The organism is Pseudomonas sp. TH21 (genome assembly GCF_016651025.1).
Classification (GTDB): domain Bacteria; phylum Pseudomonadota; class Gammaproteobacteria; order Pseudomonadales; family Pseudomonadaceae; genus Aquipseudomonas; species Aquipseudomonas aylmerensis.
Genome location: NZ_JAEKEQ010000001.1, coordinates 5,084,899 through 5,108,972, shown reverse-complemented (window position 1 = coordinate 5,108,972; position 24,074 = coordinate 5,084,899). Strand labels below are relative to the sequence as shown.

Here is a 24,074-nt window from a genome sequence, read left to right as displayed (position 1 = left end):
TGGGGCATGGCTACAATCGGGGTTTGTTATGCCCTCAAAACATTACAAATAAGGTATGCCGGGCGAAGATCAAACAGGCGGAGCGGGCAATCTCGCTCCCCCTTTGACCGCACTGGCTGACGAATCCCTTGATAAAAAACGAGGATCACGCATGGAGCAGGAAGCCTGGCAGGTATTGATTGTCGAGGACGACGAGCGATTGGCCGAGTTGACCCGTGATTACCTGGAGAGCAATGGCCTGCGGGTTTCGGTCGAGAGTGACGGCGCCCTGGCGGCGGCACGCATCATCGCCGAACAACCCGACCTGGTGATCCTCGACCTGATGCTGCCTGGGGAAGACGGCCTGAGCATCTGCCGTAAAGTCCGCGAGCGCTACGATGGCGTGATCCTGATGCTCACCGCGCGTACCGACGACATGGACCAGGTGCTCGGCCTGGACATGGGCGCCGACGACTATGTGTGCAAACCGGTGCGGCCGCGCCTGTTGCTGGCCCGCATCCAGGCCCTGCTGCGGCGCAGCGAACCGGCGGAACCTGCCGCCGTGGAGAACCAGCGCCGCCTGCAGTTCGGCCCGCTGGTGGTCGACAACGCCCTGCGCGAAGCCTGGTTGCACGCGGGCGAAATCGAACTGACCAGCGCCGAATTCGACCTGCTGTGGCTGTTGGTGGCGAATGCCGGGCGCATCCTGTCCCGCGAAGAAATCTTTATCGCCCTGCGCGGCATCGGCTATGACGGCCAGGACCGCTCCATCGACGTGCGCATCTCGCGGATCCGCCCGAAAATCGGCGACGATCCGATCCACCCGCGCCTGATCAAGACCATTCGCAGCAAAGGCTACCTGTTCGTCCCCGAAGCCGCCGCTGATCTGCCGCTGTGAACTCGATCTTCCTGCGCATCTATGGCGGCATGTGTGCGGCGCTGATCCTGGTGGCGTTGCTCGGCGTGCTGGCATTGCACCTGCTCAACGAGGTGCGCAGCGGCCAATACCGCGAGCGCCTGGCCCATGGCACCTTCGCGCTGATGGGTGACAACCTGCAGCCGATGAGCGCCATCGAGCGTCAGCGCGCCCTGGCGGTGTGGGAGCGCCTGCTCGGTATCCCGCTGCAATTGCGCACCCTCAGCGACGCCCAGTTGGACCTCAGTCAGCGCAATCGCCTGCAACGCGGTCAGGTCCTGGTAGAACAGACCGGCCCCCATGCGGCACGCGTGCTGCGCCTGGTCAGTGAGCGGGAGCAACTGGTGTTGACCGGCGAAGTGCAGCAGATCAGCGAACAACTGGCCCGTGCGACGATTTACCTCTTGGCCGACGAACTGGTGCGCTTCCCGGTGGCCGAACAGCCGCAACGCCTGGCCGCTATAAAAGAAGCCAAGGGTTTTGGCTTCGAGATGCACCTGATGGCCCTCGACCAGGCCGACATGGACGAAGACCAGCGTCGCCGCGTGTCGGAAGGCGATACGGTGATGGCCCTGGGCAAGGGCGGCGATTCGATCCGCGTCTTCGCCGGCATGGTCGGCACGCCCTGGGTGCTGGAAATCGGCCCACTGTTTCAAATGAACCCTTACCCGGCGCAATGGCTGATCCTGATCGCCTTGATCGGCCTGAGCCTGATTGGCCTGATCGTCTATCTATTGGTGCGTCAACTGGAGCGGCGCCTCAAAGGCCTGGAAGCGGCCGCGACGCGTATCGCCAAGGGCAACCTGGAGGTGCGCGTGCCAGCCCGGGGTGCTGACTCGGTAGGGCGCCTGGCCGCGGCGTTCAATGGCATGGCCGAGCACTTGCAGCAATTGCTCGCCATCCAGCGCGAACTGGTGCGCGCGGTGTCCCACGAGCTGCGCACCCCGGTAGCGCGCCTGCGCTTTGGCCTGGAGATGCTCGGCGACGCGACTACCGCTGAAGCCCGGCGCAAATACCTGGAAGGCATGGACAGCGATATCCAGGACCTCGATGGCCTGGTGGATGAGATGCTCACGTATGCGCGCCTGGAACAGGGCGCGCCGGAGCTGAATTTCCAACGGGTCGACCTCGATGCGCTGCTCAATCAGGTCATCGGCGAATTATCGCCACTGCGCCCTCAAGTCGCGGTGAGTCGGGGCATTTGCCTGTCTTCGGCGCATTGGGATGACGCCTGGGTCGACGCCGAACCGCGCTATCTGCACCGCGCCCTGCAAAACCTGGTGAGCAATGCCATGCGCCACGCCCAGGGCCAGGTCCTGATCAGTTACCAGGTGGGGCAGGTGCGCTGCCGTATCGATGTGGAAGATGATGGCCCCGGTGTGCCGGAGAGTGCCTGGGAGCGCATCTTCACGCCGTTCCTGCGCCTGGATGACAGCCGCACCCGCGCCTCTGGCGGGCATGGGTTGGGGTTGTCGATTGTGCGGCGGATCATTTATTGGCACGGCGGGCGGGCGTTGATCAGCAAGAGCAACAACTTGGGTGGGGCTTGCTTTAGCCTCAGTTGGCCGCGAGACCAGGATAAGCCTTGATAGTGCTATCGCCGGCAAGCCGGATCGTGCATTTGCAGTGCATTCCCTTGCCGGCGCCAGCGCCCTATCAGGCGCCTACCGCCACCAGGCTCAACAGCTGTCCGTCATCCAGCGCAAACTGCCCCGTCAATTCCTTGCCATGGCACCACTCTTCGGACAAATCCGTCAGCAGCCGCAGCCGCAGGTGACCGGCCTCTGACCACTCCACCACCTCGGCATGCTCGAAATAGAAGCGCTTCTGCACGATCGGATAAAGCGCCTTGAACAGACTCTCCTTGGCCGAAAACGTCAGCGTCACCAGCAAGGCGACCTGTTCGCGAGGGAGGGCGGCCATGCGCTGCAGTTCATCGGCGGTCAGGATTTCCCCGGCCAGGCGTTCCGCGCGTTCCAGGCTCAGGATGTTCTCCAGGTCCATGCCCAGCCCGCGCCATTGCGCCTTGTGCCCGACAATCGCGGCGGCATGCCCGGTGCTGTGGGTGATCGAGCCACTGATATGCGCCGGCCACACCGGTGCGCGGTCGTCGCCAATCGCCGGCACACAATCCAGGTGATCCAGCCTTTGCAGGGCGGCGCGTGCACACAGTCGACCGGCAAGAAACTCGGCCTGGCGCTTGGCCACCGAGCGCTGGATGCTCGGCGGTGGCGGCACGGCGCTGCGCTGGAAATCCCCGTCCGCCAGCAAGGCCGGGTCAAACCGGGTGCTGAGAAATACCGTGCCCGGCAAGGGGGCGGGCAGCGGCCAGTGGGCATCGAGTGGGGTGCAGCAAGCGGGTAGGGGATTCATGGGCGGTATTTTGCCGAGTTGCTGCGCCGCCGGATAGCCCGCAACGGTTCAGGCGAGGTTCAGAGCCTGTTCAGGGGGAGTTCAGGGGCGTTTGCGTAGGCTGGTCTCAACACACCACAGCCCTGCGCGTATGAGGTAACACCATGACTGCGATCAAAAAGCTGATGTTGGCGTTGACCATGCTGAGTGCCACTGCCGGGGTCCAGGCCTCCGATGGCGCCTTTGCAGGATTCGGTCGTGAGAAAACCAAGAAAACCAGCACGCTGATCCAGCGTGTGAGTTTCGAAGATGCGGGCAGCCAGCCCACGCCCTGGGGCCAGTCCCTGGGCCTTGCGGCCCCGCAGCAGGGCTATCGCGCCGGTTATCAACACCTGACCGGCCAGTACAATGGCATTAAAATGCGCCAGCAAGACTTGCAGGGCCGCTATGATATCCCCCTGTCGGACAGTTGATTTGCTTTGGAGAGCCTTATGAAATTGCTGGTGGTGGAAGATGAGGCGCTGCTGCGTCATCACCTGTTTACCCGCCTGACCGACAGTGGACATGTGGTCGAGGCCGTGGCCAACGCCGAAGAGGCCCTGTACCAGACCGGCCAATTCAATCATGACCTGGCGATCATCGACCTCGGCCTGCCCGGCATGGGCGGCCTGGACCTGATCCGCCAATTGCGCGCCCAGGCCAAGACCTTCCCGATCCTGATCCTCACCGCGCGCGGCAACTGGCAGGACAAGGTCGAAGGCCTGGCGGCGGGCGCCGACGACTACGTGGTCAAGCCGTTCCAGTTCGAAGAGCTGGAGGCGCGGATGAATGCCTTGTTGCGCCGCTCCAGCGGCTTTACCCAATCGACCATCGTCGCCGGGCCGTTGCTGCTGGACCTCAATCGCAAGCAGGCGTCCCTCGACGAACAGCCGCTGGCACTGACCGCCTACGAATACCGGATCCTCGAATACCTGATGCGCCATCACCAGCAAGTGGTGGCCAAGGACCGTTTGATGGAGCAGCTCTACCCCGATGACGACGAGCGCGATCCAAACGTGATCGAAGTGCTGGTCGGCCGCCTGCGCCGCAAACTCGAAGGCCCGGCGGGGTTCAAGCCGATCGACACCGTGCGCGGCCTGGGCTACCTGTTCAATGAGCGCTGCCGTTGATTCGCTCGCTACGCGTGCGCTTGATGCTGGCGGCCGCCACCCTGGCCGTGCTGTTCATGCTGGGTTTGTTGCCGGCCATGCAGGGGGCGTTCAGCCTGGCGTTGCAGGATTCCATCGAGCAGCGCCTGGCGTCGGATGTCACCACCCTGATTTCGGCGGCACGCGTCGAAAACAACCGGCTGCTGATGCCGGCGCAGTTGCCTGACGAACGTTTCAACCTCACTGACAGCCGCCTGTTGGGCTACATCTATGACCGTGAGGGCCACCTGGTGTGGCGCTCGCGGGCGACCAAAGAAGAAAACATCAACTACAAGCCGCGCTATGACGGACGCGGCAATGAATTTGCGCGGATTCGCGAAGCCAACGGCCAGGAATTCTTTGTCTATGACGTCGAGGTCAAGCTGCTCGGCGGCAAGAGCGCGGCGTTCAGTATCGTCGCCCTGCAGCCGGTGCGCGAATACCAGCTGACCCTCGAAGGCCTGCGCGAAAACCTGTACCTGGGCTTCGGCGCAGCCTTGCTGGTGCTGCTGACGTTGCTATGGCTGGGCCTGACCTGGGGCCTGCAAGCCTTGCGGCGCCTGAGCCAGGAACTCGACCAGATCGAAGGCGGCACCCGCGAAAGCCTCAGCGAAGAACATCCCCGCGAACTGCTGCGCCTGACCGGCTCGCTCAACCGTTTGCTGCACAGCGAGCGCGAGCAGCGGGCACGCTATCGCGACTCCCTCGACGACTTGGCCCACAGCCTGAAAACCCCGCTGGCAGTATTGCAGGGCGTAAGCGAGGACATGGCCCAGCGTCCGGAAGACCGCGACCAGGCCTGGGTCCTGCAATCGCAGATCGAGCGCATGAGCCAGCAGATCAGCTACCAGTTGCAGCGCGCGAGCCTGCGCAAAAGCGGCCTGGTGCGCCACCAGGTGCGCCTGGAACCGGTGCTGCAAAGCTTGTGCGACACGCTGGACAAGGTCTATCGCGACAAACGCGTGACCGTGTCTTTTGATCTGCCGGAAGAGTGCGACGTACCGATCGAGAAAGGCGCCTTGCTCGAATTGCTCGGTAACCTGCTGGAAAACGCCTACCGGCTGTGCCTGAGCGAAGTGCGCATCAGCCTGGTGGAAAGCCTGGAAGGCACCGAGCTGTGCATTGAAGACGACGGGCCCGGGGTGCCACCGGATCAGCGTGCACGGATCCTGCAGCGGGGCGAGCGGCTGGACCGCCAGCATCCGGGGCAGGGCATTGGCCTGGCGGTGGTCAAGGACATCATTGAAAGCTACAGCGCGCGCCTGACCCTGGGTGATTCACCATTGGGTGGGGCGGCGTTCAAGATTCACTTTCCGGCGGTGTGAGCTTCATCGGCGGTGATGGCCTCATCGCCGGCACACCTCTAACTTTCCTGCGCCCGGTAAGCCCCCGGCGTCAGCCCCGTCCACTTCTTGAACGCCCGATGAAACGCCGACGGTTCGGAAAATCCCAACTGCTCGGCGATTTCCTGCAATGACAGATCCGCCCGCCCCAGGTGATAGATGGCGATGTCCCGCCGCAGCTCATCCTTGAGTGCCTGGAAACTGGTGCCTTCCTCTCGCAGATGCCGGCGCAGGGTTTGCGGGCTGATGTGCAGGTGCTGGGCGACGGCTTCCAGGTCCGGCCAGGGCGTGCGGTCGCGGCTCAGCAGGCGCCGCAGTTGGCTGCTCAGGCTGTCGCCCTCATCGGGGCGCGACAGCAAATCCGCCGGCGAGCGTTCCAGGAAGTGCTTGAGCGTACGCTCGTCCTGCAGCAGCGGCAGGCTCAGGTAGCGGCTGGGAAATACCAGGCTGCTGCTCGAGGCGCCGAACACCAGGGTGCACGGAAACAGCAGGTCGTATTCAGTGGCATGGGCCGGCATCGGGTAGCTGAACGTGGCCTGGTGCAGCCGAATCCGTTGGCCGATCAGCCAACTGCCCAGGCGATGCCAGATCACCAGCAGGCATTCGCTGAGGAAATGGTCCGGGTCCCACAGTTGCGAGTCGTCGAGGCTCAAGCGGGCCATGTCGCCTTCGCGGGTCAGCTGCCAGCGCGGACCTTGTGGGAATAGGCTATAAAATAATAAGCCGCGTTCCAGCGCTTTCTCCAGGGTGCGGCAGTGGATCAGCGCGTGGCACATCATGGCGAAAGTGCCGCGTTTGCTTGGGCCGTCGGCAAAGCCCAGGTATTCGTCGTCCAGCGCCAGCCAGAGCATTTGCAGCAGTCGGGTAAATTGCTCCGGTGCAATACGGGCGCGAGGTTCGCTCAGTAATTGCGGGGTGATACCGACTTGCAACAGCAGGCCCGAATAATCGTAGCCGGCTCGGCGTGCACCGCCGAGGGCCGCCCGGGCGTAATGACTGGCGATGGTACGTTCACGCATGCGAAGGCCTCGTCCATGGAGTGGCCGATGGTAGCCACCCCCTGGGAGAGGGACAAGGCGGATATCCGCCAAATTGTAGGACGGGATTGGGCGAGTGGGCGGAAATCCGCCACCTGTTTGCCTGCGTTAGAAGGGGCCGGAAATCCCCCAGCCCTGATGTCTAAAGGCCTGTAGGATTTTTACCAAAGCTGGCACGCCGTTTGCGATACATACGACAGCGCAGGCCTGGTCCTACAAGCCTCGCAAACAACAAATCCCTCCAGTGCAGGAGGGTTCGCAATTCAAGTGTCGTGGGCAATGGCGGATATTTGCCACACGGGACGATTGAGGAACTTTGCAATGACGACTCGTCAGCCAATCTACAAATCCCTGTATTTCCAGGTGATCGTTGCAATCGTTATCGGTATTTTGCTCGGTCACTTCTACCCACAGACCGGTGTGGCCCTCAAGCCACTGGGTGACGGCTTTATCAAGCTGATCAAAATGGTCATCGCCCCGATCATCTTCTGCACCGTTGTCAGCGGCATCGCTGGCATGCAAAGCATGAAATCGGTCGGCAAAACCGGCGGCTACGCGCTGCTGTACTTCGAAATCGTTTCCACCATCGCCCTGCTGATCGGCCTGATCGTCGTCAACGTTGTGCAACCGGGCGCCGGCATGCACATCGACGTGGCAACCCTGGACGCCTCCAAAGTCGCGGCCTACGTGACTGCCGGTGCAGACCAGAGCGTGGTTGGCTTTATCCTCAATGTGATCCCGAACACTATCGTCGGTGCGTTCGCCAACGGCGACATCCTGCAAGTGCTGATGTTCTCGGTGATCTTCGGTTTCGCCCTGCATCGCCTGGGTGCCTACGGCAAGCCGGTCCTGGACTTCATCGATCGCTTCGCGCACGTGATGTTCAACATCATCAACATGATCATGAAGCTCGCCCCAATCGGTGCCCTCGGCGCCATGGCGTTCACCATCGGTGCCTACGGTGTCGGTTCGCTGGTGCAACTGGGCCAGCTGATGATCTGCTTCTACATCACCTGCATCCTGTTCGTGGTCGTGGTGCTGGGCGCCATCTGCCGCGCGCACGGTTTCAGCGTGCTGAAGCTGGTTCGCTACATCCGTGAAGAGCTGCTGATCGTGCTGGGTACTTCCTCCTCCGAATCCGCACTGCCACGCATGCTGATCAAGATGGAGCGCCTGGGCGCGAAGAAGTCCGTAGTAGGCCTGGTGATCCCGACTGGCTACTCGTTCAACCTCGACGGTACTTCGATCTACCTGACCATGGCTGCCGTGTTCATCGCCCAGGCGACTGACACCCACATGGACATCACCCACCAGATCACCCTGCTGCTGGTGCTGCTGCTGTCCTCCAAAGGCGCTGCAGGCGTGACCGGTAGCGGCTTCATCGTACTGGCTGCAACCCTGTCGGCCGTCGGCCACCTGCCGGTTGCCGGCCTGGCGCTGATCCTGGGTATCGACCGCTTCATGTCCGAAGCTCGCGCGCTGACCAACCTGGTCGGTAACGCCGTTGCCACCATCGTCGTGGCCAAGTGGGTCAAGGAACTGGACACCGACAAGCTGCACAGCGAGTTGGCTTCCGGCGGTACTGGCATCTCCGACACCCGCGTGGAAGATGACCTGGGCGTCGCCGAAGGTCCTGCTCCTGCTTCGGTGAAGTAAGCGCTTTCTGGTGTGAATTGACACCGACGCTTCGCACAAACGCCCCGACTTGTTCGGGGCGTTTGCGTTTCGGGTGGATCACTTTTTCGATTTTTTGATTTACATTAAGTAAACACTTCATCAGATTGCATTGAAGCCCGTCTTTATGGGACTGCCGTTCACTCGGGTCGGTCTACGCTGATGAAACTCGCGCAGGGTTGCCCGTTCTAAAATCCATTGGCCAGCCGCTTGGCTGCGCTGCACGCTTGCAGGAGTGTTGATGGACAGTGTGGATCTGAATGTCTTGCGCAGCGTGCTCGAATGGCGTCGCGCCGGTCAGCCGGTGGTGTTGTACAGCGTGGTCCAGACCTGGGGCAGTGCACCACGGCCGCCGGGCGCCATGTTGGCGCTGCGTGGCGATGGCGTGGTGATCGGCTCGGTGTCCGGCGGTTGCATCGAGGATGACCTGATTGCGCGCTTGCAGGACGGCCGCCTGGCCGGTGACGGGCCGCCGGTGCAGTTGGTCACCTACGGCGTCACCCGCGATGAAGCGGCGCGCTTCGGCCTGCCTTGCGGCGGCACGCTGCGCCTGACCGAGGAGCGTGTGCAGGATTGGGATTGGGTCGCGCAATTGCTGGCGCGCTGCGAAGCGCATGAAATTGTCGCCCGCGAGTTGGACCTGGCCACAGGCGCCGTGACCCTGAGCAACGCGAGCAAGACCGACATCGTCAGCTTTGATGGCGAGCGCCTGCGGGCCATCTACGGCCCGCGCTGGCGCCTGCTGTTGATCGGTGCCGGGCAGCTGTCGCGCTACGTGGCGGAAATGGCGCGCTTGCTGGATTTCGAAGTCCTTATCTGCGACCCACGCGACGAATTTGTCTACGGCTGGGAAGAGCAGCATGGCCGCTTTGTGCCGGGCATGCCGGATGAGGCTGTGTTGAATATCCAGACCGATGAGCGCACCGCTATCGTCTGCCTGACCCACGACCCGCGGCTGGACGACATGGCCTTGCTGACGGCGTTGAATTCCAGCGCGTTCTACATCGGCGCGCTGGGGTCACGGGTCAACAGCCAGAAGCGCCGGGAAAACCTCGCGGCGCTGGGCTTGTCTGCCGAGGCAGTCGCGCGTTTGCACGGGCCGATTGGTTTGCATATCGGTAGCCATACGCCGTCGGAGATCGCGTTGTCGCTGATGGCGGAAATTGTCGCGATCAAGAATGGCGTAGCGCCAATGCAGAAAAAGCCGCTGCCGGTGGTGGCGGAGTGACGATTACCGCGATTGTTTTGGCGGCCGGCCAGGGCCGTCGTTTTCGTGCCGAGGCCGGCGCCGATCAAGACAAGTTGCTCGCCGATTGCGTCGGCCTGGATGGCGTGACGCGGCCGGTGATCGAACAGGTGCTTTTGGCGCTGCCGCCGCGGGTGGTAAAACGCTGGGTGGTGACTTCGCCGGAGCGCCTTGAGGTGATTCGCTTGGCGCAAGCCTACGGCTGCGAAGTGTTGCTGCTGGATTCAGCGGGGATGGGCGACAGCATTGCGGCGGCCGTCGCGGCCAGTGGCACCGCTGAAGGTTGGCTGGTGGTGCTGGGGGATATGCCGTTTGTGCAGTCGTCGAGCATCGAGCGGGTGATCGCTGCGCTGGAGGAGGGCGGTATCAGCGTGCCGCTGCAGGATGGGCAGTATGGGCATCCCGTGGCGTTTGACCGGGCGCTGGCACCGGGCCTGATGGCGCTGACCGGTGACCGAGGGGCCAGGCGGCTGTTTGCACAGGCGACCGTCAGCGAAGTGCCTGTAGATGATCCGGGCGTACTCTGGGACGTCGACCTGCCGCAGAGTTTGAGTTTCTCCCCCATCCAACGGTAGGAGCCGGCCAGCCAGCGCCTGCAGGCGAATGTATCCCAGGGATAAAGCTTGGTTTCTTGCGCTCAATAAAAAGCCCCGCCTGATCACTCAGGCGGGGCTTTTTAGTGGCGGTTGGAATCAGACGAGAGGTTTAGGCTCGTGCTCTTCTTCCAGGGCCTTTGGGTGGTGCTCTGCCACTTCTTCGACGGCGCGCGGGGCTTCGTCGACGATCGGGGCAGTGTGTTCAACCACGGCTTCAGCGGCCGGGGCTGGTGCTTCGGCGGCAGCAGCAGCTGCAGCGGCGGCTGCCTCGGCTTCTTTGCGACGACGGCGCACTTCACGTGGATCGTTCGGCGCACGACCATTTTCGGTCAGGGCGCTGGCAGGTGCTGCTTCAACCACCGGAGCGGCGACTTCGGCAACCACTGGCGCTTCCACCACTGGCTGAGGCTCGACCACTGGCGCAGGTTCGGCAACCACGGCTTCAACCACCGGCGCTGGCGCTTGCTCTACCACAGGGGCAGGTGCTGGCGCTTCAACCGGGGCGGCTGGCTCAGGGGCGGTCCACTGGAAGGCGGTCTGTTCTTCGCGAACTTCACGCACTGCCGGGGCAGCTTCTTCGACAACCGGGGCTTCAGTTGGTGCTTCAACGGCGGCTTCAACCACAGGCTGAGGCTCAACCACCGGTGCTGGCTCGACAGCGGCCAATTCGGCTTCCGGCTGTGCTTCGCGAACTTCGCGAACCACTGGGGCCACTTCCACTTCCGGCACCACTGGGGCTTCGATCGGGGTGGTGGCTTCTACGACCGGTGCTTCAACAGCTGGCGCTTCTTCCACTGGGGTGTGCGCGACAGGTGCTTCAACCACAACGGTTTCTTCGACAGCGGCGGTAGCACGTTCAGCTTGCTCGTGCGCCTGGGCTTCAGCGGGCGCGCTGATCACCGAGCTGGCCACGGCAGCGGTAACGGCCAGGCCTGCAGCCAGTTCGGCGCCGGTCGGTTCGCTGGTCGCGGCTTCTGCGTTTTCGCCGGCTTCTTCCGAGCCTTCGATCACATTGCCGTTGGCATCACGCTGACGCTCACGACGGTTGCTGCGACGACGCTGGCCACGGGAGCGGCGGCGTGGACGATCGCCTTCGGCGTTGTCCTGACCGTCGTCCTGCAGTTGCTCTTCGCCGGTCAGCACTTCTTCTTCACTGGCAGCAGCGGCTTGCTCGGCACGTGGCTGGCGCTCTTCACGCGGTGGGCGCGGCTGGCGCTCTTCGCGAGGGGCGCGCTCTTCGCGTGGCTGGCGAGCTGGACGCTCTTCAGCAGCGACAGCGCCGGCAGCAGCGGCAACGGCAGGTGCAGCGTCCAGCGGCTCGCGCAGTTCACGCACGCGCTCTTCACGCTCGCCACGTGGCTTGCGATCTTCACGCGGTGCACGTGGAGTGCGCGGTGCGCGCTCTTCACGCGGTGCACGTTCTTCACGGGCTACGGCTGGTGTGTCTTCACGGGCTTCGCGTGGCGCGCGCTCTTCGCGGGGTGCGCGTTCTTCACGTGGAGCACGTTCTTCGCGAGGCTTGCGCTCTTCGTCACGGCGACCGTTGCGGTTACGGCTTTGCTGGCGACCGTTGCGACGCTCTTCGTTACGGGCTGGACGCTCAGCGGCAGGTTTTTCAACCACCACCGGCGCGGCCGGCTCTTCCTTGGTGGCGAACAGGCTGACCAGCGACTTCACCAGGCCCTTGAACAGGCTTGGCTCAGGCAGGGCGGCCGGCGCGGCAACCGGGGCGGCAACTTCAGTCGGTACCGGTGCGTTGGCACGCGCCGGTGCCGTCTTCACGGCTGCTTCCTGGCGAACCAGGGTGCGGGTCGCAGCGGCTGGCTGGACTTCTTCTACTTCGGCAGCGGCAGCGGCGATTTCGTAGCTGGACTGGCCGCTGTGGGCTTCCGGGCTGTCGTCGCGCAGGCGCTGCACTTCGAAGTGCGGGGTCTCGAGGTGATCGTTCGGCAGGATCACGATGCGGGCACGGGTGCGCAGTTCGATCTTGGTGATCGAGTTGCGTTTTTCGTTGAGCAGGAAGGCTGCGACCGGGATCGGCACTTGCGCGCGGACTTCGGCGGTGCGGTCTTTCAGGGCTTCTTCTTCGATCAGGCGCAGGATCGCCAGCGACAGCGATTCAACATCACGGATGATGCCGGTGCCGTTGCAGCGTGGGCAGACGATGCCGCTGCTCTCGCCCAGGGATGGACGCAGGCGCTGACGGGACATTTCCAGCAGGCCGAAGCGCGAAATGCGGCCAACTTGCACGCGGGCACGGTCGGCTTCCAGGCATTCGCGGACTTTCTCTTCCACGGCGCGCTGGTTCTTGGCGGGGGTCATGTCGATGAAGTCGATCACGATCAGGCCGCCGATGTCACGCAGGCGCAGCTGGCGGGCGATTTCTTCAGCCGCTTCCAGGTTGGTCTGCAGGGCGGTTTCTTCGATGTCGCTACCTTTCGTGGCGCGCGCCGAGTTGATGTCGATGGACACCAGGGCTTCGGTCGGGTCGATCACGATGGAGCCGCCGGAAGGCAGTTCGACGACGCGCTGGAAAGCGGTCTCGATCTGGCTTTCGATCTGGAAACGGTTGAACAGCGGCACGCTGTCCTCGTAGAGCTTGATCTTGCTGGCGTACTGCGGCATCACCTGGCGAATGAAGGTCAGGGCTTCGTCCTGGGCTTCAACGCTGTCGATCAGCACTTCGCCGATGTCCTGGCGCAGGTAATCGCGGATAGCGCGGATGATCACGTTGCTTTCCTGGTAGATCAGGAACGGCGCGGAACGATCCAGGGACGCTTCCTTGATGGCGGTCCACAGTTGCAGCAGGTAGTCGAGGTCCCACTGCATTTCTTCGCTGCTGCGGCCCAGGCCGGCAGTGCGAACGATCAGGCCCATGTCGGCCGGTGCGATCAAACCGTTCAGCGCTTCACGCAGTTCGTTGCGCTCTTCGCCTTCGATGCGACGGGAAATACCGCCGGCACGCGGGTTGTTCGGCATCAGTACCAGGTAACGACCGGCCAGGCTGATGAAGGTGGTCAGGGCGGCGCCCTTGTTGCCACGTTCTTCTTTTTCGACCTGGACGATGACTTCCTGGCCTTCGCTCAGGACGTCCTTGATGTTTACGCGGCCTTCAGGGGCTTTCTTGAAGTATTCGCGGGAGATTTCTTTGAGGGGCAGGAAGCCGTGGCGCTCGGAGCCGAAATCGACAAAGGCAGCCTCAAGGCTTGGTTCGATGCGAGTAATACGGCCTTTATAGATGTTGGCCTTCTTTTGCTCGCGTGCACCGGATTCGATGTCCAGGTCGTAGAGGCGTTGGCCATCTACCAGTGCAACACGCAACTCTTCGGGTTGAGTTGCGTTAATCAGCATTCTTTTCATGTTGTACCGTCGGTTTCCGGGCTGCCGGAAACGGCGTTCGGCACACACGACTTCTCACGGTCGGTGTCAGGTGCGTCAAGAGTGGTTGGCCACTCCAGTGTCCAGCAAAACCTGCCAATTGGGCCGGTATCGCGACGGACGCGTCCTGCTTGTTAGCGGTGGTGACAAAGGCACCACTTCAACAAAAGCTAAGGTCAGGAGGAGGAATCAACCGGCGACTGTGGACGAGATGAAGCGTCTAAATATAAGCCTAGTGCTACACGGTCCGACGGTTGTGCATCTCCACCCTACACGTATCCCTGATAATTCGGGTGCTGCCGCGCGCAGAATCCGCAGCGGGTTGGCATTTACCGTGTTCTCCAATGGGGAGTCCACGCTCATGGCTAAACAAGACTAGGTGTGGGCGACTGCGCTCTCACTCAGCTCTTAACAGGCGTTGTTTCCGAAACATTCGCCATGGTCTGGCCCAAGACTGACTGCACTTTGTGAACTGGCCGTAAATATCGGCGCAGAATGCGAGTATTCACTCTGCTTTCTGCACTCGCTTCAGGCCTCATGTCACCTGCGCTTGTTACAATCTCGAGCCTTCCAGGGTGGCGAAAGCCCCGTAGGACGGCCTCGCGTCCTGATGAATTGCGATGGTCAGGGCCGGCAGTTTGCCGCAAGTCCTCTGTCCAGGCCGCTTTTGGCGGCGTTCGCGACTATAGCAGCAATGATTAAGTGCTTCAATTCCATAAAAAATTGTTATCATCGCCGCCATGACGACTACCGCCCCCCAGACCCCCAGCGTCCAGCTGCTCGAGGTCTCGCCGGAATATGCCGGCCAACGCATCGACAATTTTCTCCTGGCCAGGCTCAAAGGCGTGCCCAAGACCTTGATTTACCGCATCTTGCGTAAAGGCGAAGTGCGCGTGAACAAGGGCCGCATCAAGCCCGAGTACAAGTTGCAGGCGGGCGATATCGTCCGTGTGCCGCCGGTGCGCGTGCCAGAACGCGACGAGCCTGTGCCGTTGGCCCAGGGCCTGTTGCAGCGCCTTGAAGCCTCGATTGTCTTCGAAGATAACAAGCTGATCGTGATCAACAAGCCCTGCGGCATTGCGGTTCACGGCGGCAGCGGCCTGAATTTCGGCGTGATCGAAGCCTTTCGTCAGTTGCGCCCGGATGCCAAAGAGCTGGAGCTGGTCCACCGTCTGGACCGTGACACCTCCGGCCTGCTGATGATTGCCAAAAAACGCAGCATGTTGCGCCACCTGCACACCGCCCTACGTGGCGATGGCGTGGATAAGCGCTACATGGCGCTGGTGCGCGGCAACTGGGCCAGTTCGATCAAGAGCGTTCGTGCGCCGTTGCAGAAGAGCAACCTGCGTTCCGGCGAGCGCATGGTTGAAGTGGACGAGGAGGGCAAAGAAGCCCTGACCCTGTTCAAGGTGCTGCGCCGTTTCGGCGATTTCGCCACCCTGGTCGAGGCCAAGCCGGTCACCGGGCGTACCCATCAGATTCGCGTCCATACGCTGCACGCAGGCCACTGCATTGCCGGTGATACCAAGTACGGCGATGAGGATTTCTCCAAGGAGATCCGCGACCTGGGCGGCAAGCGCCTGTTCCTGCACGCCTACATGCTCACTGTGCCGCTGCCCGACGGCGGCGAGCTGAAGCTGCAGGCGCCGGTCGATGAGATGTGGGCCAAGACCGTGGAGCGTTTGAGTGTCGCACCTTGATTACAAACTGCTGATTTTCGATTGGGACGGCACCCTGTGTAATTCCATTGGCCGGATTGTCGAGTCGATGCACGTCGCGTCGACCCGTTCCGGCTATGCACTGTGCAGCGACCTGGCGGTCAAGGGCATCATCGGCCTGGGCTTGCCCGAGGCGATTCGCACCCTGTATCCGCAGATCAGCGACGCTGAGCTAGTGGCGTTCCGCGACCATTACGCCGATCACTACATTGCGCTGGAGGCCACGCCTTCACCGTTGTTCGAGGGCGTGATGCAGTCGTTGGAAGCGTTTCGCGCCGAGGGGTATCACCTCGCTGTTGCCACCGGCAAGGCCCGTCGCGGGCTGGATCGGGTGCTCAAGGCGCATGGTTTTGAAGACTTCTTCGATATCACCCGCGCCGCGGATGAAACTGCCAGCAAACCTCATCCTCTGATGCTTGAGCAGATCCTGGCGCATTGCGGTGTAGCGCCGCGCCAGGCACTGATGGTGGGCGATGCTTCTTTCGACCTGATGATGGCGCGCAATGCCGGCATGGACAGCGTGGCGGTCAGCTACGGTGCCCAGGCAGCCGAAGCCTTGCAGCAATACGAGCCCAGGCTGACGATTGATCATTTTTCTGAACTGCAGGCCTGGCTCAGCCAGGCCCGATAAGTCTTTGCTGGGGTTAATGGCATGAGTGACGAGTGGAAAGCGCCCGAAAAGGCCGATAGCAGTGATGACAAGAGCTGGAAGCTGCTGGAGAAAACCCTCCTGGCCAGTGTCCAGGAGCAGCGCCGGGCACGGCGTTGGGGGATTTTCTTCAAGTTGCTGACCTTTGTCTGGCTTATTGCCATGCTCGCGTTGTTCAGCCCGTTGATGGACATGGAAAAAAGCGCAACCCGCGGCGCCAACTACACCGCCCTGATTGAAGTGCGCGGGGTGATTGCCGACAAGGAGTCGGCCAGCGCCGACAATATTGTCAGCAGTCTGCGTGCCGCGTTCGAAGACCCCAAGGTCAAGGGTGTGATCCTGCGCATCAACAGTCCTGGCGGCAGCCCGGTGCAATCGGGTTATGTGTATGACGAGATTCGTCGTCTGCGCGGCCTGCACCCGGATATCAAGCTGTACGCGGTGATTTCCGACCTGGGTGCCTCGGGCGCCTATTACATCGCCAGCGCTGCTGACCAGATCTATGCCGACAAGGCCAGCCTGGTCGGTTCCATCGGTGTAACGGCGGCCGGTTACGGCTTTGTCGGCACCATGGAGAAGCTCGGCGTGGAGCGTCGCACCTATACCTCGGGTGAGCACAAGGCCTTCCTCGATCCGTTCCAGCCGCAAAAGGCCGATGAAACCCAGTTCTGGCAGGGCGTGCTCGACACCACCCACCGTCAATTCATCGCCAGCGTGAAGCAGGGGCGCGGTGATCGCCTCAAGGACAAAGATCATCCGGAGCTGTTCTCCGGGCTGGTGTGGTCGGGCGAGCAGGCATTGCCGCTGGGCTTGATCGATGGCCTGGGCAGTGCCAGCTCGGTGGCGCGCGATGTGATTGGCGAGAAAGAGCTGGTGGATTTCACGGTTGAGGAATCGCCGTTTGATCGCTTCTCCAAGCGGCTGGGTGCCAGCGTGGCCGAGAAGCTGGCGTTCTACATGGGCTTCCAAGGCCCGAGCCTGCGCTGATCCAGCAGGCGCATCGATTCACATGTGGGAGCGGGCTTGCCCGCGATAGCGGTTGGCCAGTCGACATTTATAGTGGCAGGACCACCGCTATCGCAGGCAAGCCAGCTCCCACAGTAGTTTGGTGGTGGGCTTAGGGGATTTGCACGCCTTCGGCCAGCAGCATGTCGACCAGTCGTATCAATGGTAGGCCCACTAAGCTGGTCGAGTCCGGCCCTTCGGTGCTCTGGAACAGGCTCACACCCAAGCCTTCAGCCTTGAAGCTCCCTGCGCAGTCATACGGCTGCTCGATCCGCAGATAGCGCTCAACACGCTCAGCGTCCAGCTCACGCATGTGCACGGTAAACGGCACACAGTCGACCTGGCAGTGCCCTGTCTCGCTGTTCAGCAGTGCCAGGCCCGTCAGAAAGCTCACACGCTTGCCGCTCGCCGCCAACAATTGCTCGCGGGCATTTTCAAAGGTGTGGGGTTTGCCGATGATCCGGCCGTCGAGCGCGGCCACTTGGTCGGAGCCAATGATCAAATGGCCTGGATGACGGGCGGCGAGGGCGCGGGCTTTCTCTTCGGCCAGGCGCTTGACCAGGTCGACGGCGGATTCATTTGCACGGTGGCTTTCGTCGATATCCGGCGAGCTGCAGATGAACGGCACGTGCAGGCGGCTGAGCAATTCCCGGCGATAAACCGAGCTGGATGCGAGTAATAAAGGCAGCATGGGCGTCTCCTCAAGGCAGCCGGGGATTCTAGCGGGGCGACCGGCTGACGCACAGGGCTGAATTTCCTTTGACATGGCCGGGTGCATCCCTATAATGCTGCGCCTATGTTGAATGACCCGATTCCACCTCACGTTGACCCGCGCAAATTGGCTGATCGTGGCACCTCCCTTCAAGGTGAGTTGCTGCTGGCCGATTTGGAGAGACTCTGCGACCCGCTTTCCGACACTGTCGGTACGGTGCAGGCCAAATTCGTTTTTGAACGAGATGAACGTAAATCTGTGGTAATTCACAGCTTTATCGACACCGAAGTCAAAATGGTTTGCCAGCGTTGTCTTGAGCTGGTCACCCTGCCGATCCACAGCGAGTGCAGTTATGCTGTGGTGAAGGAGGGTGCGAATACCCAGTCGTTGCCGAAAGGTTATGACGTGCTGGAACTGGGCGAAGATCCTTTGGATCTGCATGCACTGATCGAGGAGGAGCTTTTGCTCGCCTTGCCCATTGTGCCTGCTCATCATCCGGAAGAATGCCAGCAGCCGGCGGGCCTCGATGACGAGCCCGAACCGAGCGAGGACGAGGTAACGCGGTCCAACCCGTTCAGTGTATTGGCGCAGTTAAAGCGTGACCCAAACGTTTAGGAGTTAATCAATTATGGCTGTTCAGCAGAACAAAAAATCCCGCTCCGCCCGTGACATGCGCCGTTCGCACGACGCTCTCGAGGCTAGCACCCTGTCCGTAGAAAAGACCACCGGTGAAGTTCACCTGCGTCACCACGTATCGCCAGAAGGCGTATACCGTGGCCGTAAAGTGATCGACAAGGGCGCTGACGAGTAATCACTTGTCTGCCCTAGTCATCGCGATTGACGCAATGGGCGGGGACTTCGGTCCCCGCAGCATTGTTCAGGCCTGCATTGCCAGCCTGTCTGCCACACCCTCGCTGCACCTGACCCTTGTCGGTCAACCCTCCCTTCTTGAAGAACTGATTGCCAGCCATCCGGCGGTGGATCGCGCGCGCCTGACGATTACGCCAGCCAGCGAAACCATCAGCATGGATGACAAGCCGGCGGCAGCCCTGCGCGGCAAGCCCGACTCTTCGATGCGGGTGGCCCTTGAGTTGCTGCGTGATGGCAAGGTGCAAGCCTGTGTCAGTGCCGGCAATACCGGGGCGTTGATGGCGCTGTCCCGACACGTGCTCAAGACGCTGCCGGGGATTGATCGGCCGGCGATGGTGGCCGCGATTCCGACGCAGAAAGGCTATTGCCAACTGCTGGACCTGGGGGCAAATGTCGATTGCAGTGCCGAGCACCTGTTCCAGTTCGCAGTGATGGGCTCGGTGGCTGCCGAAGCATTGGGCGTGGCGCGCCCGCGCGTGGCCTTGCTGAATATCGGTACCGAAGACATCAAGGGCAACCAGCAGGTCAAGCTGGCCGCCACCTTGCTGCAGGGCGCGCGGGGTTTGAACTACGTAGGCTTCGTCGAAGGTGATGGCCTGTACCGTGGCGAAGCGGATGTGGTGGTGTGCGATGGGTTTGTCGGCAATATCCTGCTCAAATCCAGCGAAGGCCTGGCGACCATGATTGCTGCGCGTATCGAGGCCTTGTTCAAGCAGAATCTGGCGTCGCGCCTGGTGGGTGCCCTGGCACTGCCATTGATGCGGCGCCTGCAGGCTGACCTGGCGCCGGCGCGGCATAACGGTGCGAGTTTTCTCGGCTTGCAGGGCATTGTGGTGAAGAGCCATGGTTCTGCTGGTGTGGAAGGCTTTCAGAGCGCGATTGCACGGGCCTTGATCGAGATCCAGGAAAACCTGCCGCAACGCTTGCACGGCCGTCTCGAGGACCTGTTGCCTTAGGCGAATCGGCCCGGGAATGCTTAAATGTGACCGGCCAGTTCAATTGACCATCCAATCTGTCAGTTTCGTGCGCTCCCACCGTAGGGGCGTCGATTTCCGACGACCAGATCATTAGGGGCTTGTTACATGTCTACATCCCTCGCATTCGTCTTTCCAGGGCAGGGTTCGCAGTCCCTCGGCATGCTGGCCGAGCTGGGCGCGCAATATCCGCAGGTCCTGGATACCTTCAAGGAAGCTTCCGATGCCCTGGGTTACGACCTGTGGGCACTGACCCAGCAGGGGCCGGAAGAGCAACTCAATCAAACCGACAAGACCCAGCCGGCCATCCTGACCGCTTCGATCGCCCTGTGGCGCTTGTGGCTGGCACAAGGCGGCGCGCGTCCGGCATTCGTTGCCGGTCACAGCCTGGGTGAGTACAGCGCCCTGGTGGCGGCGGGCAGCCTGACCCTGGGTGAGGCGGTCAAGCTGGTTGAGCGTCGTGGCCAGTTGATGCAAGAAGCCGTTCCGGCCGGGCAGGGCGGCATGGCCGCTATCCTGGGTCTGGACGATGCCGTGGTGATCGAAGCCTGCGCCGAAGCGGCCCAGGGCGAAGTGGTCAGCGCGGTGAACTTCAATTCCCCTGGCCAGGTGGTGATCGCCGGTGCCAAGGCGGCTGTCGAACGCGCCATTGAAGGCTGCAAGGCACGCGGTGCCAAACGCGCCCTGCCGTTGCCGGTCAGCGTGCCGTCGCACTGTGAGCTGATGCGCCCGGCGGCCGAGCGTTTTGCCGAGTCCATCGCTGCCATCAACTGGCAGGCGCCGCAGATTCCGCTGGTGCAGAACGTCAGCGCAGCCGTGGCTGCAGACCTCGACACCCTCAAGCGCGACCTGCTGGAGCAGCTCTACAAGCCCGTGCGTTGGGTAGAATCGGTGCAGACCCTGGCTGCCAATGGCGCCACTGAACTGGTCGAGTGCGGCCCGGGCAAAGTCCTGGCCGGCCTGAACAAGCGCTGCGCCGACGGCGTGTCGACTGCCAACCTCAATACCCCGGATGCCTTCGCTGCCGCGCTTGCGGCACAGGCCTGAAACCTGATCCCCGAACTTAGGAGAAGCCTGCATGAGTCTGCAAGGTAAAGTTGCACTGGTTACCGGCGCAAGCCGTGGCATTGGCCAGGCGATCGCCCTGGAACTGGGCCGTCAGGGCGCCGTTGTGATCGGCACCGCCACTTCCGCCTCGGGTGCCGAGCGTATCGCCGCGACCTTGAAGGAAAACGGCGTACAGGGCACCGGCCTTGAGCTGAACGTGACCAGCGATGAATCCGTGGCTGCCGTACTGGCCGAGATCACCGCACAGTTCGGCGCGCCGGCGATTCTGGTGAACAATGCCGGGATTACCCGCGATAACCTGATGATGCGCATGAAAGACGACGAGTGGTACGACGTGGTCGATACCAACTTGAACAGTCTGTTTCGCCTGTCCAAGGGTGTTTTGCGCGGCATGACCAAGGCGCGTTGGGGCCGAATTATCAATATTGGCTCCGTAGTGGGTGCCATGGGCAACGCAGGCCAAGTAAACTACGCGTCCGCCAAGGCCGGTCTGGAAGGTTTCAGCCGTGCATTGGCACGTGAAGTCGGTTCGCGGTCGATTACGGTCAACTCGGTGGCCCCAGGGTTCATCGACACCGATATGACCCGCGAGCTGCCGGAAGCACAGCGTGAAGGCTTGCTGACGCAGATTCCGCTGGGCCGTCTGGGCCAGGCTCAAGAGATCGCGAATGTGGTCGCTTTCCTGGCATCCGACGGTGCGGCATACGTGACTGGGGCTACAATCCCGGTGAACGGCGGGATGTACATGAGTTAAATTGTGACGGATCGCTTCAAAAAAATGTCATACGAGCTGTCTAAAATCCGTTATAAAGCTGCAACTTAATTTATAGGCAGGTGGCCGACCGGGTACAGGGTGAAGCTTTCAGTTGAAAAGCTGAAAAGGCTTTCTATACACTTACCCACTGGCCAGCTGCCTGAATTTGTCCATTAGGAGTTAAACAAGGTATGAGCACCATCGAAGAGCGCGTCAAGAAAATCGTCGCCGAGCAACTGGGCGTTAAAGAAGAAGAAGTGGTCAACACTGCTTCCTTCGTAGAAGACCTGGGTGCCGATTCCCTTGACACCGTTGAGCTGGTGATGGCTCTGGAAGAGGAATTCGAGACCGAAATCCCGGACGAAGAAGCTGAAAAAATCACTACTGTTCAAGCTGCTATCGACTACGTTACTAGCCACCAGGCGTAATAGTTTGTAGTCGTCGCTTGCTGTTAGGGAAAAACCGCACTGCTGTAACGGCGTGCGGTTTTTTCTTTAGCCCTGATGAAAAGTGAGCGCCGAAGCAAAGTGTCGTCATCAAGAAAAAGGAGAGTGCTGTGTCGCGTAGACGCGTCGTAGTCACCGGTATGGGTATGTTGTCGCCACTGGGCACGGATGTGCCGAGCAGTTGGCAGGGCATTCTGGCTGGCCACAGTGGTATTGGTCTGATCGAACACACGGACCTTTCTGCCTATTCCACCCGTTTTGGCGGCTCGGTAAAGGGCTTCAATGTCGAGGACTATCTCTCGGTCAAGGAGTCCCGCAAACTCGACCTGTTCATTCAATACGGCCTGGCAGCCGGTTTTCAGGCAGTGCGTAACGCCGGCCTGGAAGTCACCGACGCCAACCGTGACCGCATCGGCGTGGCCATGGGTTCGGGTATTGGCGGTTTGACCAATATCGAAGAAACCAGCCGCACGCTGCATGATTCCGGCCCCCGTCGAATTTCACCGTTCTTCGTCCCGGGCTCGATCATCAATATGATTTCCGGTTTCCTGTCCATCCACCTGGGCGCACAGGGACCTAACTACGCGATCGCCACGGCGTGCACCACCGGTACGCATTGCATCGGCATGGCCGCGCGCAACATCGCCTACGATGAAGCTGACGTGATGATCGCCGGCGGCGCCGAAATGGCCGCGTGTGGCCTCGGTATGGGCGGCTTCGGTGCTTCCCGTGCGCTGTCGACCCGCAACGATGAGCCGACCCGTGCCAGCCGTCCCTGGGACAAGGGCCGTGACGGTTTCGTGCTGTCCGACGGTGCCGGTGCGCTGGTACTCGAAGAGTTGGAGCACGCCAAGGCGCGTGGTGCGACCATCTACGCCGAGCTGATCGGGTTTGGCATGAGTGGCGACGCCTACCACATGACCTCGCCGCCGTCCGACGGTGCCGGCGCTGCGCGTTGCATCACCAATGCCCTGCGCGATGCCAAGGTCAATCCGCAGCAAGTGCAGTACATCAACGCTCACGGCACCTCGACCCCGACGGGCGATTTGGCAGAAGCCGAAGCCATCAAGTCGGTGTTTGGCGAGCACGCCTACCAGCTGGCAGTCAGCTCCACCAAGTCCATGACTGGCCACTTGCTGGGCGCGGCGGGCGCGGTCGAGGCGATCTTCAGCGTGATGGCCATCAAGGATCAGGTCGCTCCGCCGACCATCAACCTGGATGAGCCGGACGAAGGCTGCGACCTGAACTTCGTGCCGCACGAAGCGCAGCCGATGCCGATCGACGTGGTGATCTCCAACTCCTTTGGCTTTGGCGGCACCAACGGTTCCCTGGTGTTCCGCCGGTTCGCCGAGTGATGCACAGCTGGGTCGACGGTCAGCCAGCGGACAGCGTGCCCCTGAAAGATCGCGGCCTGGCGTATGGCGATGGTCTGTTCGAGACCCTCGCCGTCAGGGCCGGACAACCCGTGTTGCTCGACCGCCACTTGCAGCGCCTCGAAGAGGGCTGCAAGCGCCTCGCTTTAGCGGCGGATCATGCGTTGATCCGCAGCGAAGTGCTGGCTTATGCCGCCGCCCTCGGCGACGGTGTCCTCAAGTTGATCCTCACCCGCGGCGACAGCCTGCGCGGCTATGGCTTCAACCCTGGTGCACCGGTGCGCCGTCTCCTGCAGGGCAATGCGCCTGCTCATTATCCCCAAGCCCATGGAACCGATGGTATCCGCCTGTTTCCGTGTGCCACCCGCTTGTCCGAGCAGCCCTTGCTGGCCGGTCTCAAGCACCTCAACCGCCTGGAGCAAGTGATTGCCCGTGCCGAGTGGCAAGATGCCGAACATGCCGAAGGCTTGATGCTGGATATGTCCGGGCGGGTCATCGAAGGCGTTTTCAGCAACCTGTTCCTGGTGCGTAATGGCTTGTTACTAACCGCCGATCTGAATCGTTGCGGGGTTGCCGGGGTCATGCGCGCCGAGATCCTGGCCCAGGCACAAGCCCTGGGCGTCCCGGTAGCCGTGGCTGACGTGAGTCTCGAGCAGTTGCAACAGGCTGACGAAGTCTTTGTGTGCAACAGCGTGTATGGCATTTGGCCGGTGCGTGGCTGCGCTGCGATGAGCTGGCCGGTTGGGCCGCTCACCCGTAAACTGCAGGGCATTGTTCGCGCGCTATTGGATGCTTGA

23 protein-coding genes are annotated in these 24,074 nt (G+C 61.8%); 19 read left to right on the top strand and 4 right to left on the bottom strand.

Annotation, left to right across the window (positions count from 1 at the left end):
- Window positions 1-151 precede the first annotated feature (151 nt).
- Window positions 152-877: a response regulator gene (locus tag JFU04_RS22515; protein WP_106802852.1), complete on the top strand. Its 726-nt coding sequence runs from the start codon at window positions 152-154 to the stop codon at window positions 875-877.
- Window positions 874-2,484 (top strand): ATP-binding protein, encoded by a 1,611-nt coding sequence (locus JFU04_RS22510; protein WP_201145735.1) that lies wholly within the window; start codon window positions 874-876, stop codon window positions 2,482-2,484. The genes JFU04_RS22515 and JFU04_RS22510 overlap by 4 nt, the downstream gene beginning before the upstream one ends.
- 67 nt (window positions 2,485-2,551) lie before the next feature.
- Here JFU04_RS22510 and JFU04_RS22505 read toward each other — a convergent pair whose 3' ends face one another.
- Complete coding sequence (locus tag JFU04_RS22505; protein WP_106802854.1) at window positions 2,552-3,268, bottom strand: 4'-phosphopantetheinyl transferase family protein; 717 nt, start codon at window positions 3,266-3,268, stop codon at window positions 2,552-2,554.
- 143 nt (window positions 3,269-3,411) lie between these two features.
- Between JFU04_RS22505 and JFU04_RS22500 the strand changes: the two genes are divergently transcribed.
- Genes JFU04_RS22500 through JFU04_RS22490 form a run of 3 tightly spaced genes read left to right on the top strand, consistent with a single transcriptional unit; the run spans window position 3,412 to window position 5,759 of the window.
- Window positions 3,412-3,720 (top strand): hypothetical protein, encoded by a 309-nt coding sequence (locus JFU04_RS22500; protein ID WP_120449557.1) that lies wholly within the window; start codon window positions 3,412-3,414, stop codon window positions 3,718-3,720.
- Between the two features lie 18 nt (window positions 3,721-3,738).
- The gene (locus JFU04_RS22495; protein ID WP_065909260.1) at window positions 3,739-4,416 is read left to right on the top strand and encodes a response regulator; all 678 of its coding nucleotides are present in this window, start codon (window positions 3,739-3,741) and stop codon (window positions 4,414-4,416) included.
- Window positions 4,413-5,759, top strand: a complete 1,347-nt coding sequence (locus JFU04_RS22490) for an ATP-binding protein (RefSeq protein ID WP_065909262.1) — start codon at window positions 4,413-4,415, stop codon at window positions 5,757-5,759. Before JFU04_RS22495 ends, JFU04_RS22490 begins: the two co-directional genes overlap by 4 nt.
- Before the next feature lie 38 nt (window positions 5,760-5,797).
- Here the strand turns inward: JFU04_RS22490 and JFU04_RS22485 are convergent, their stop codons facing one another.
- Window positions 5,798-6,796: an AraC family transcriptional regulator gene (locus tag JFU04_RS22485; RefSeq protein ID WP_065909264.1), complete on the bottom strand. Its 999-nt coding sequence runs from the start codon at window positions 6,794-6,796 to the stop codon at window positions 5,798-5,800.
- Between the two features lie 339 nt (window positions 6,797-7,135).
- Here JFU04_RS22485 and JFU04_RS22480 point away from each other — a divergent pair, with 339 nt between their 5' ends.
- The 3 genes from JFU04_RS22480 (at window position 7,136) to JFU04_RS22470 (ending at window position 10,309) form a co-directional block, all read left to right on the top strand.
- A complete protein-coding gene (locus JFU04_RS22480; protein WP_065909268.1) occupies window positions 7,136-8,470 on the top strand; it encodes a dicarboxylate/amino acid:cation symporter in 1,335 nt (444 codons plus the stop codon).
- 259 nt (window positions 8,471-8,729) lie between these two features.
- Entirely contained in the window at window positions 8,730-9,716 is a 987-nt protein-coding gene (locus tag JFU04_RS22475) for an XdhC family protein (RefSeq protein ID WP_201145734.1), read from the top strand.
- A complete protein-coding gene (locus tag JFU04_RS22470; protein WP_201145733.1) occupies window positions 9,713-10,309 on the top strand; it encodes an NTP transferase domain-containing protein in 597 nt (198 codons plus the stop codon). Before JFU04_RS22475 ends, JFU04_RS22470 begins: the two co-directional genes overlap by 4 nt.
- A 117-nt stretch (window positions 10,310-10,426) precedes the next feature.
- On the opposite strand, the gene rne is transcribed toward JFU04_RS22470, so the two are convergent.
- Window positions 10,427-13,690: a ribonuclease E gene (rne, locus tag JFU04_RS22465; RefSeq protein ID WP_446739689.1), complete on the bottom strand. Its 3,264-nt coding sequence runs from the start codon at window positions 13,688-13,690 to the stop codon at window positions 10,427-10,429.
- Between the two features lie 758 nt (window positions 13,691-14,448).
- Here rne and rluC point away from each other — a divergent pair.
- The 3 genes from rluC to JFU04_RS22450 are packed head-to-tail and all read left to right on the top strand — an operon-like array spanning window position 14,449 to window position 17,062.
- Window positions 14,449-15,408, top strand: a complete 960-nt coding sequence (gene rluC / locus JFU04_RS22460; protein ID WP_028617584.1) for a 23S rRNA pseudouridine(955/2504/2580) synthase RluC — start codon at window positions 14,449-14,451, stop codon at window positions 15,406-15,408.
- Window positions 15,395-16,057 carry an HAD-IA family hydrolase gene (locus JFU04_RS22455; RefSeq protein ID WP_201145731.1) on the top strand — a complete coding sequence of 221 codons (663 nt, stop codon included), beginning with the start codon at window positions 15,395-15,397 and terminating at the stop codon, window positions 16,055-16,057. The genes rluC and JFU04_RS22455 overlap by 14 nt, the downstream gene beginning before the upstream one ends.
- Before the next feature lie 21 nt (window positions 16,058-16,078).
- Window positions 16,079-17,062: a S49 family peptidase gene (locus tag JFU04_RS22450; protein ID WP_065909277.1), complete on the top strand. Its 984-nt coding sequence runs from the start codon at window positions 16,079-16,081 to the stop codon at window positions 17,060-17,062.
- Window positions 17,063-17,192: 130 nt separating this feature from the next.
- Here the strand turns inward: JFU04_RS22450 and JFU04_RS22445 are convergent, their stop codons facing one another.
- The gene (locus JFU04_RS22445) at window positions 17,193-17,771 is read right to left on the bottom strand and encodes a Maf family protein (protein WP_201145730.1); all 579 of its coding nucleotides are present in this window, start codon (window positions 17,769-17,771) and stop codon (window positions 17,193-17,195) included.
- A 105-nt stretch (window positions 17,772-17,876) separates the two neighbouring features.
- Between JFU04_RS22445 and JFU04_RS22440 the strand changes: the two genes are divergently transcribed.
- The 8 genes from JFU04_RS22440 to pabC all read left to right on the top strand — a co-directional run bounded on the left by JFU04_RS22440 (window position 17,877) and on the right by pabC (window position 24,074).
- On the top strand, window positions 17,877-18,407 hold the full coding sequence (locus JFU04_RS22440) for a YceD family protein (protein WP_010566563.1): 531 nt from the start codon (window positions 17,877-17,879) through the stop codon (window positions 18,405-18,407).
- 13 nt (window positions 18,408-18,420) lie between these two features.
- Window positions 18,421-18,603, top strand: a complete 183-nt coding sequence (gene rpmF / locus JFU04_RS22435) for a 50S ribosomal protein L32 (RefSeq protein WP_003179396.1) — start codon at window positions 18,421-18,423, stop codon at window positions 18,601-18,603.
- Between the two features lie 4 nt (window positions 18,604-18,607).
- Complete coding sequence (gene plsX / locus JFU04_RS22430) at window positions 18,608-19,618, top strand: phosphate acyltransferase PlsX (protein ID WP_083221498.1); 1,011 nt, start codon at window positions 18,608-18,610, stop codon at window positions 19,616-19,618.
- Window positions 19,619-19,744: 126 nt separating this feature from the next.
- Window positions 19,745-20,683 (top strand): ACP S-malonyltransferase, encoded by a 939-nt coding sequence (fabD, locus tag JFU04_RS22425; protein ID WP_106802861.1) that lies wholly within the window; start codon window positions 19,745-19,747, stop codon window positions 20,681-20,683.
- A 31-nt stretch (window positions 20,684-20,714) separates the two neighbouring features.
- A complete protein-coding gene (fabG, locus tag JFU04_RS22420; RefSeq protein ID WP_065909285.1) occupies window positions 20,715-21,458 on the top strand; it encodes a 3-oxoacyl-ACP reductase FabG in 744 nt (247 codons plus the stop codon).
- 191 nt (window positions 21,459-21,649) lie between these two features.
- Window positions 21,650-21,886, top strand: a complete 237-nt coding sequence (acpP, locus tag JFU04_RS22415; RefSeq protein ID WP_003175607.1) for an acyl carrier protein — start codon at window positions 21,650-21,652, stop codon at window positions 21,884-21,886.
- 128 nt (window positions 21,887-22,014) lie between these two features.
- Window positions 22,015-23,259 carry a beta-ketoacyl-ACP synthase II gene (gene fabF, locus JFU04_RS22410; RefSeq protein ID WP_065909287.1) on the top strand — a complete coding sequence of 415 codons (1,245 nt, stop codon included), beginning with the start codon at window positions 22,015-22,017 and terminating at the stop codon, window positions 23,257-23,259.
- The gene (gene pabC / locus JFU04_RS22405) at window positions 23,259-24,074 is read left to right on the top strand and encodes an aminodeoxychorismate lyase (RefSeq protein WP_065909289.1); all 816 of its coding nucleotides are present in this window, start codon (window positions 23,259-23,261) and stop codon (window positions 24,072-24,074) included. Before fabF ends, pabC begins: the two co-directional genes overlap by 1 nt.

Excerpts from the sequence above, each read along its gene's own strand:
- JFU04_RS22485 (WP_065909264.1), bottom strand. The coding sequence starts at position 6,796 with ATGCGTGAACGTACCATCGCCAGTCATTACGCCCGGGCGGCCCTCGGC.
- fabG (WP_065909285.1), top strand. The coding sequence starts at position 20,715 with ATGAGTCTGCAAGGTAAAGTTGCACTGGTTACCGGCGCAAGCCGTGGC.
- JFU04_RS22480 (WP_065909268.1), top strand. The coding sequence starts at position 7,136 with ATGACGACTCGTCAGCCAATCTACAAATCCCTGTATTTCCAGGTGATC.
- fabD (WP_106802861.1), top strand. The coding sequence starts at position 19,745 with ATGTCTACATCCCTCGCATTCGTCTTTCCAGGGCAGGGTTCGCAGTCC.
- rpmF (WP_003179396.1), top strand. The coding sequence starts at position 18,421 with ATGGCTGTTCAGCAGAACAAAAAATCCCGCTCCGCCCGTGACATGCGC.
- JFU04_RS22440 (WP_010566563.1), top strand. The coding sequence starts at position 17,877 with ATGTTGAATGACCCGATTCCACCTCACGTTGACCCGCGCAAATTGGCT.
- JFU04_RS22450 (WP_065909277.1), top strand. The coding sequence starts at position 16,079 with ATGAGTGACGAGTGGAAAGCGCCCGAAAAGGCCGATAGCAGTGATGAC.
- JFU04_RS22445 (WP_201145730.1), bottom strand. The coding sequence starts at position 17,771 with ATGCTGCCTTTATTACTCGCATCCAGCTCGGTTTATCGCCGGGAATTG.
- rne (WP_446739689.1), bottom strand. The coding sequence starts at position 13,690 with ATGAAAAGAATGCTGATTAACGCAACTCAACCCGAAGAGTTGCGTGTT.
- JFU04_RS22475 (WP_201145734.1), top strand. The coding sequence starts at position 8,730 with ATGGACAGTGTGGATCTGAATGTCTTGCGCAGCGTGCTCGAATGGCGT.
- acpP (WP_003175607.1), top strand. The coding sequence starts at position 21,650 with ATGAGCACCATCGAAGAGCGCGTCAAGAAAATCGTCGCCGAGCAACTG.
- JFU04_RS22500 (WP_120449557.1), top strand. The coding sequence starts at position 3,412 with ATGACTGCGATCAAAAAGCTGATGTTGGCGTTGACCATGCTGAGTGCC.
- rluC (WP_028617584.1), top strand. The coding sequence starts at position 14,449 with ATGACGACTACCGCCCCCCAGACCCCCAGCGTCCAGCTGCTCGAGGTC.
- JFU04_RS22495 (WP_065909260.1), top strand. The coding sequence starts at position 3,739 with ATGAAATTGCTGGTGGTGGAAGATGAGGCGCTGCTGCGTCATCACCTG.
- pabC (WP_065909289.1), top strand. The coding sequence starts at position 23,259 with ATGCACAGCTGGGTCGACGGTCAGCCAGCGGACAGCGTGCCCCTGAAA.
- JFU04_RS22505 (WP_106802854.1), bottom strand. The coding sequence starts at position 3,268 with ATGAATCCCCTACCCGCTTGCTGCACCCCACTCGATGCCCACTGGCCG.
- JFU04_RS22515 (WP_106802852.1), top strand. The coding sequence starts at position 152 with ATGGAGCAGGAAGCCTGGCAGGTATTGATTGTCGAGGACGACGAGCGA.